The organism is uncultured Meiothermus sp., from assembly GCF_937863175.1.
Lineage (GTDB): Bacteria > Deinococcota > Deinococci > Deinococcales > Thermaceae > Meiothermus.
In genome coordinates, this window is sequence record NZ_CALMCQ010000155.1 from 1 (window position 1) to 7,017 (window position 7,017).

The following is a 7,017-nucleotide window of genomic DNA, read 5'->3' on the forward strand; positions in this document are numbered from 1 at the left end:
TGGAGGCTACCGCCCGGGATTTGCGCTATGGTTTTCTGGCCAAGGTCGCCAGGAAACACCAGGCCCAGGCCATCCTGACCGCCCATACCGAGGATGACCAGGCCGAAACGGTGTTGTTGCAGCTTTTACAGGGTACCGGACGGGGCCTGGGAATGCGTCCCAGACGGGGCAAAGTGGTGCGTCCGCTGCTCGAGATCAGCCGTAGCACCCTACGGGCCTACCTGAGCAGCAAAAACCAGGGCTGGCTTGAAGACATCACCAATGCCGACACCTCGATGGATCGCAACTATTTGCGCCATGAGGTTTTTCCCAGACTCAAAGAACGCTTCCCGCAAACCAGCGCATCCCTGGTGCGCTTTGCGGCCATTTCCCAGGTGGACGACGAAGCCCTCGACCCTCTGGCCGAACTGCTGCTGCTGCGGGACGGGCGCTGGCCCTGTCCCGCCTACCGGATCGCCCCCCTGGTACAGGCCCCCGCCGGACTGCGCCGCCGGGCTCTGCGGCAGATGCTCGAGCAGATCCAGCTGCGACCCGAAGCTGGATGGATTACCCAGCTCGAGCGGGCCTTGCAGGGCGAAGCCTTCACCCTTCCCGAAGGCTGGCAGGTGCGCCGCCGCGACGGCACCCTATTCCTGATTCCTCCCATAGTGGAGGCCTTTCCGCCCTGGCGTGGCTCGAGGCTTCCCCAGCCTGGCGACCAGATTGACCTGGAGGGGGGCCGGATTCGGCTGGTTGATTTTTTCACCGAGCACAGTGTCCCCACCGAACTCAAACAGGTCTGGCCGGTACGTGCCCGTGGCGATACGGTACAGGAAGTCTGGAACCTCTGGCCCGAATCGGACGACCTCGAGCACATGCGCACCGCCCTGCAGCAGGCCCATCTGGCCTTGCAGAATGGTGAAGTGCCTATTGGAGCTGTGGTGGTCTGGGACGGCGAAGAGCTGGCCTCTGCCCACAACCAGGTTGAGCAAAGCCGCGATGCCACTGCCCACGCCGAGTTGATCGTCCTCCAAAAGGCCTTGCTCAAGGGGCAAGCCAAGGTGCTGCCTGGAGCCACCGTCTATGTCACTTTGGAGCCCTGTCCCATGTGCTTTGGAGCGCTGATGGAAGCCCAGGTTCGACGGGTAGTCTACGCAGTAGAGAACCTCAAGGCTGGGGCCGTGACCGTGCACCGCATGAAACCGCCCTTTGTGTGGGAAGGTGGATGGCTCGAGCGCGAATCGGCCAAACTGTTACGGGACTTTTTCGCGCAAAAACGCTCCCCACCCTAAAACAGCCAACAGGTCGCCGGGTACCTCTCGAAAAATTCGCAGGACTGCCGGTCGCGGCTCTCAAGTCGCAGGTTGGTCGAGAATCGAGAGACGTAGATATGGAATATTCAGGTATCGAGTCTGATTCCCGCCTCCAGCTACCGGCCATGGGCTAAACTTTGATCTTCGGAAAATTGCGGCCTACCCCCTGGTCGCAAAACCCGTGACTTTGTGGTCAAGTTGTGCTAAAGTTTCTACTCGGCCCTGCGGGCTATATGGCTCTATGAGCGACTCGGCTCTACCGGGCCAACTGGTTTTGCTGTCAGCTGCCAGCGGGGAACCACAAGTGGAGGGGTGCCGGAGTGGTTGAACGGGCCGGTCTCGAAAACCGGTATAGGGGGTTCCCCCTATCGAGGGTTCGAATCCCTCCTCCTCCGCCAGAACCGCCGGGGTCAGGGCACACGGGACGAATAGAAAAAACCGCGATCCCACTCCCTGAGCACTGACTCCTTTTCGGTTTAGCTCTCACTGTCAAAAAGGTTTTTTGGGCTTAATCTGAAGAGCAATGGATACCGTCCTACGCGAAGTCACCACCGAAGAAGTGCGCATTCTACTCGAGCAATTGGGGGCCAACGCTGAGCAGGTCAAGGAGGATCTGTTCAACCTCGAGTTCCCCAGTGGCCTGAAGGGTCATCTCATTACCTACGGCGAACCGCATGTCAGCAGTCTGCAATTGCGGGCTGGATTCTCTGGCTTCGACCGGGTAGAGCCTCGCCACCTCCTGGGCTGGAACCGCCGCTACCGCTTCACCAAGTCCTATCTCGATGCCGACAACGACCCCGTCATCGAGAGCGACCTGCGGCTGGAAGGGGTCACCCCCGAGGCGATTCAGGCCTTTGTGCGCGATTTCGGCGACCAGGTCACGCTTTTTTTCTCCTACATGCGCATGATTGACTCGAGTCTGGTGGAATAATTTCGCCTCCCGCTCAACCCACCCAGAAACCAGCCTCACCGCCAATAAGCCCGCGATGGGTCAGCGCCCGTCTAACCCTTTCTTGGCCCTGCGACAGGGCTTCTTGGAAGTCCTGCTGTCCCAGCAGGTAAATCAAGCTCACCAGCTCTCCAATCACGGTAAAACCGCGCACCTGCTGCTCGGTGGCCCAGAGCTTCCGGGCGGTGCGCTCGGATTGCTGCCAGGGCACCCTCAGGTAATGCTCGGGGCCATGCCAGGGTTGGAGCTGGCTCTGGTACTCGGCTCCGGCCTTGCCTCGCAGTCCAGCGACAACACCGGGGGCGCAGTAGTGGGCTTGCAAATTGGTCAACACCCCCCGGCAGGCCAGCGGACGCAGCGGGTGTACTGCACAGGCCCCATCTGGCGTAAGCAGGGGGCAGCGATTGGCCTCGAGGAAATACTCGGTTGGAAAGGTGGGGTGGTGTTTATACCGCACCATGCGTTCGAGCCTTTTGGGTCCTTCGGTTTCCACCTGGGCCAGCGTTTCGGGTAGGTTGGCCTCGAGCTCTTCGCGCAGATACTCGGCCTCGGCCAGCCCCACCACCACCCAGGCCAGGCAGCAAGAAAAGCACCCCTTCCGGCAGCTCACCTTCAGACCGCGTTGCTCCAGATACTTCCAGGCGCGGGCTTGCAGGCTGTGATGGGCTCGAGCAACCGCTTGTCGCAAGGCCGGGTTCATCGCTGTTATCATACTGATGCGAATCCAAAATCCCGCACATTAAGTCGGCGAGAACATGGTTGTTCGATTCCTGATAGTTCACAAAGACACAAATGGTACAATCACCGCTTGGTTATGAACGTCATTGGCCGAATCACCGCCATGCCCACCCTGCCCGAGCCCCTGAAGGGCCTGCGAGAGGTGGCCTACAACCTCTGGTGGAGTTGGAATCCCGAGGCCCAGCACCTCTTCGAGCAGATCAATCCTTCACAGTGGAAGCGCTTCCGGTCTAATCCGGTGCGTGCGCTGCTGGAGGCCGATCCCGAGCGTCTGGTGAACCTGGCCGAAAATTCAGGCTATGTGGGAGCGGTGGAGGCCACAGTGGCCAACTTCCGCCACTACCTCCAAACGCGCCCCCACAAAACCCCCCGCATTGCCTACTTCTCGATGGAATATGGCTTCCACGAGTCGCTGCCCATCTACTCGGGCGGTCTGGGCATCCTGGCTGGAGATCATATCAAGTCGGCCTCGGATCTGGGGCTAAGCCTGACGGGGATCGGGATGTTCTACCACGAAGGCTATTTCCGCCAGCAACTCACGCCAGAGGGCCAGCAGCGCGAGGCCTACGAGGATTTGCTGGCCGAGGAGTTACCGCTGGTCGCGGTAGCCAACAAGGACGGAAAACCGCTCAAGCTTGGGGTGGAGTTTCCCGGACGAACCGTGCATGTAATGGCCTATAAAGCCCAGGTGGGGGCCATTCCGGTCTACCTGATGAGCACCAATCTGCCCGAAAACCGCCCCGATGACCGTGCCCTCACCGCCCGGCTCTATGCCCCAGGACAGGAGATCCGCATCGAACAGGAACTCATTCTGGGCATCGGAGGGGTTCGGCTGGTGCGGGCCCTGGGCCTGGGGCCCGAGGTCTGGCATATGAACGAGGGGCACGCGGCTTTCCTGGGTCTGGAGCGAATGCGCGAGATGGTTGCGGCGGGGAGTTCGTTCGGCGAGGCCCTGGAAGCCACCTCGGCTGGCGCCCTCTTCACCACCCATACCCCGGTTCCTGCAGGACACGATACTTTTCCACTGGATCTGGTGGAACGTTATCTGGATGGCTGGTGGAACAAACTGGGTATCACCAAAGATGAGTTTATTGCGCTGGGCCGAGAGGAAAAAAGCTATGGCCCGGTCTTCAGCATGTCCAACCTGGCCCTGGCCACCTCCCGCGCTGCCGGGGGGGTCTCGGCGTTGCACGGTGAGGTTTCGCGCGAGATGTTCCAGCACCGCTGGAAGGGTTTTGAGGCCGAGGAAGTCCCCATCGGGCATGTGACCAATGGTGTTCACACCTTCACTTTCCTGCACCCAGAAATGTACAGCCTCTACCAGCGTGCGTTTTCCAAGACCTGGGCCGAGCAGTTGCACAATCAAGACCGGTGGACAGTGACCCGGCTGGAAGAGGACGAGCTCTGGCGTATCCGCAACAAACTGCGCGCCCATCTGATAGAGGAAGTTCGGGCCCGGCTATTTGAGCAACGCCGCCGCAATGGCGACCTCCCGGCCAGGCTGCGGGCTGCCGAAAAAGTGCTGGATCCCACCGTACTCACCATCGGTTTCGCCCGCCGTTTTGCTACCTACAAGCGGGCTATCCTGATGTTTACCGATCCCGAGCGCCTGGTCTCGATTTTGAACGGCCCTCTGCCGGTGCAGTTTGTGTTTGCCGGTAAGGCCCACCCCAAAGATGAGCCCGGAAAAGAGTTCATTAAAAAACTGGCCGAGAAAATCAAGACCCTGGGGCTGGAAGATAAGATGATTTTGCTCGAGAACTACGACATGAGCCTGGCCCGCACCCTGGTGCAGGGGGTGGATGTCTGGCTCAATACCCCTCGACGCCCCATGGAAGCCTCGGGTACCTCGGGCATGAAGGCTGCGCTTAACGGCAGCCTGAACTTCTCCATTCTGGATGGCTGGTGGGCCGAGGCTTTCAACACCACCAACGGTTGGGCCATTGGCGACGATCGCACCTACGCCACCGAGGAAGCCCAGGATTACGCCGACGCCCAGAGCTTCTACGACACCCTGCAGTACGAGATCATCCCGCTATTCTATGCGCGGGGTGCTGTGGGTACGCCCAGCGGCTGGCTGGCCCTGGTGCGCGATAGCATCCGCACCTGTGGCCCCACCTACTCGGCCCAGCGCATGGTGGACGACTACCACCGCAAGTTCTACACCCTGCTGGCCCACCGCGCCACCCATCTGATGGAGAAAGGCGCAGCGGCCCTCGAGGATGTGGCAGCCTGGAAAACCCTGGTGCAGGGCAGTTGGAACAGTGTCAAGATTTGGGTAGATCCCCCCCCCACTAGCCCCAACCTGCCCTTGCTGTTGCGGGCTTTTGTGCAGGCCTATGGCATCCCCACCGAAACCCTAAAGGTCGAGCTGGTGGTGCGCCGCAGCAGCGGCGACCTCGAAGTGATGCCCCTCAGCCTCTCTGGCCAGGAGCGCGATGCTCTGCTCTACACCGGCTCCTACAAGCCAACCCGTCCCGGTAGTTATGTCTACGGGGTGCGGGTGGTGGCCGCACATCCCGAGCTTTCCAGCCCCCGCGAGGTAGCTTACGTGAAATGGGCCGGGACAGCAGTCGAAAAACCAGTAACGGTCTGATACAAGTATCGGGAAGATGAGTAGCAATCCAGAAAGCAAGGCACTTCTTGTTACCTTGAGGGCCTTGGCAACATAGACACCTCCGATATTGCAGTTATGTTTTGTCGAATTCCAGCTTCGGCTTATTACGGCATGTGATTCATGGCTTAACCCTTGATTACAGCCTAGGTTTCTGGTTTGGAGATGATTATCCAACTCAATGCTGGGCACAACCGGCAGGAGAAGCCAAACAACCCTTGAGCCTGTAGTCTGCATTCGCTACTATTGGGTACATGAAATCAGTTTGGTGGCTGGTCGTCATATTGTTTGGCCTGTTGTCTGCTGGTGCACAGGCGACCCTCAGCCCCCAAGCAGCACTCGAGCGCCTCTTTACCGAGCGCCCTGTCAGGGCCGAATGGTTCGCCCCGGTCTTCTTGCAGCAGGTGCCGCCAGCCCAGGTGGAGGCAATTCTTCAGCAGCTAGCAGCAGTGCTGGGAAGATACCAGAGCGTAGAGCCGGATGGCCCTCACTTCCGAGTGATCTTCGAGCGCGGAGTAGTACCCGCACAGATATCGCTCGATGCACAGGGCCGCATCCAGGGGCTTTTCTTTCGTCCACCCCAGCCCAGGGCGGCTCTCACAAAAGAACAGCTCCTGGCCGAGTTTCACAGGCTGCCCGGTCAGGTGAGCGTGCTGGTGTTGGAAAACAATCGCGAGCACTTCAACCTGAGTGCCGACCAGGTGCTGGCGGTGGCCTCGAGCTTCAAGCTGGCAGTCCTGGAGGCGCTGCGCCAGCAGATTGAAGCTGGGCAGCGCAGGTGGAGCGATACGGTGGCCTTGCGGCCCGAGTGGAAAAGCCTGCCCACCGGCACCATGCAAAACGAGCCCGATGGCACACAAATTAGCCTCGAGCGCTTCGCCACCCAGATGATCTCCATCTCCGACAACACCGCCACCGACGCCCTGATCCACATTCTCGGGCGGGGCGAGATAGAAAGATTAAGCCCCCGCAACCGGCCCCTCTTGACGACACGGGAAGCCTTTGTGCTGAAAAACCCGCAAAACCAGGTCTGGTTGGAACGCTACCGCGCAGCCAGCCCCGCCCAACGTGCCGCTCTGCTACCCCAACTGACAAACCTTCCCTTGCCGGGCGTGGAGGTTTTTGCCGGAGGGCCGGTGGCCATTGACGTGGAGTGGTTTTTTAGCACCCGCGAGCTGTGTGACCTGATGGGCAGGGTTCAGGCCCTGCCCATGATGTCGCTCAACCCTGGCCTCGCCAACCCTGCTGACTGGCAGCGGGTGGCGTATAAAGGTGGCTCCGAGCCGGGCGTACTTAATCTGACCACCTGGCTCTTAGCCAGGGATGGCAGGCCATTCTGTGTTTCGGCAACCTGGAACAACCCCCAGGCCAGGCTGGACGAAAGCCAGTTCTTTTTGCTTTATACCAGTCTGCTCAACACCCTG

The 7,017-nt window shown here is 60.1% G+C and carries 5 protein-coding genes and 1 tRNA gene; 5 read left to right on the forward strand and 1 reads right to left on the reverse strand.

The genetic code is table 11. From position 1 onward, the window contains the following. The 3 genes from tilS to Q0288_RS06125 form a co-directional block, all read left to right on the forward strand. The coding region (gene tilS / locus Q0288_RS06115) for a tRNA lysidine(34) synthetase TilS (protein WP_299428724.1) at positions 1 to 1,271 on the forward strand (1,271 nt) is incomplete at its 5' end. 327 nt (positions 1,272 to 1,598) lie between these two features. Then, positions 1,599 to 1,690: transfer RNA gene (locus tag Q0288_RS06120), tRNA-Ser, on the forward strand. A 125-nt stretch (positions 1,691 to 1,815) separates the two neighbouring features. Continuing rightward, on the forward strand, positions 1,816 to 2,223 hold the full coding sequence (locus Q0288_RS06125; protein ID WP_299428727.1) for a YbjN domain-containing protein: 408 nt from the start codon (positions 1,816 to 1,818) through the stop codon (positions 2,221 to 2,223). A gap of 13 nt (positions 2,224 to 2,236) precedes the next feature. On the opposite strand, the gene Q0288_RS06130 is transcribed toward Q0288_RS06125, so the two are convergent. Next, positions 2,237 to 2,941, reverse strand: a complete 705-nt coding sequence (locus Q0288_RS06130) for a YkgJ family cysteine cluster protein (protein ID WP_299428730.1) — start codon at positions 2,939 to 2,941, stop codon at positions 2,237 to 2,239. Between the two features lie 114 nt (positions 2,942 to 3,055). Here Q0288_RS06130 and glgP point away from each other — a divergent pair, with 114 nt between their 5' ends. Further along, positions 3,056 to 5,575 carry an alpha-glucan family phosphorylase gene (gene glgP, locus Q0288_RS06135; RefSeq protein ID WP_299428733.1) on the forward strand — a complete coding sequence of 840 codons (2,520 nt, stop codon included), beginning with the start codon at positions 3,056 to 3,058 and terminating at the stop codon, positions 5,573 to 5,575. A 272-nt stretch (positions 5,576 to 5,847) separates the two neighbouring features. After that, on the forward strand, positions 5,848 to 7,017 hold a 1,170-nt coding region (locus Q0288_RS06140; protein ID WP_299428736.1), incomplete at its 3' end, for a serine hydrolase.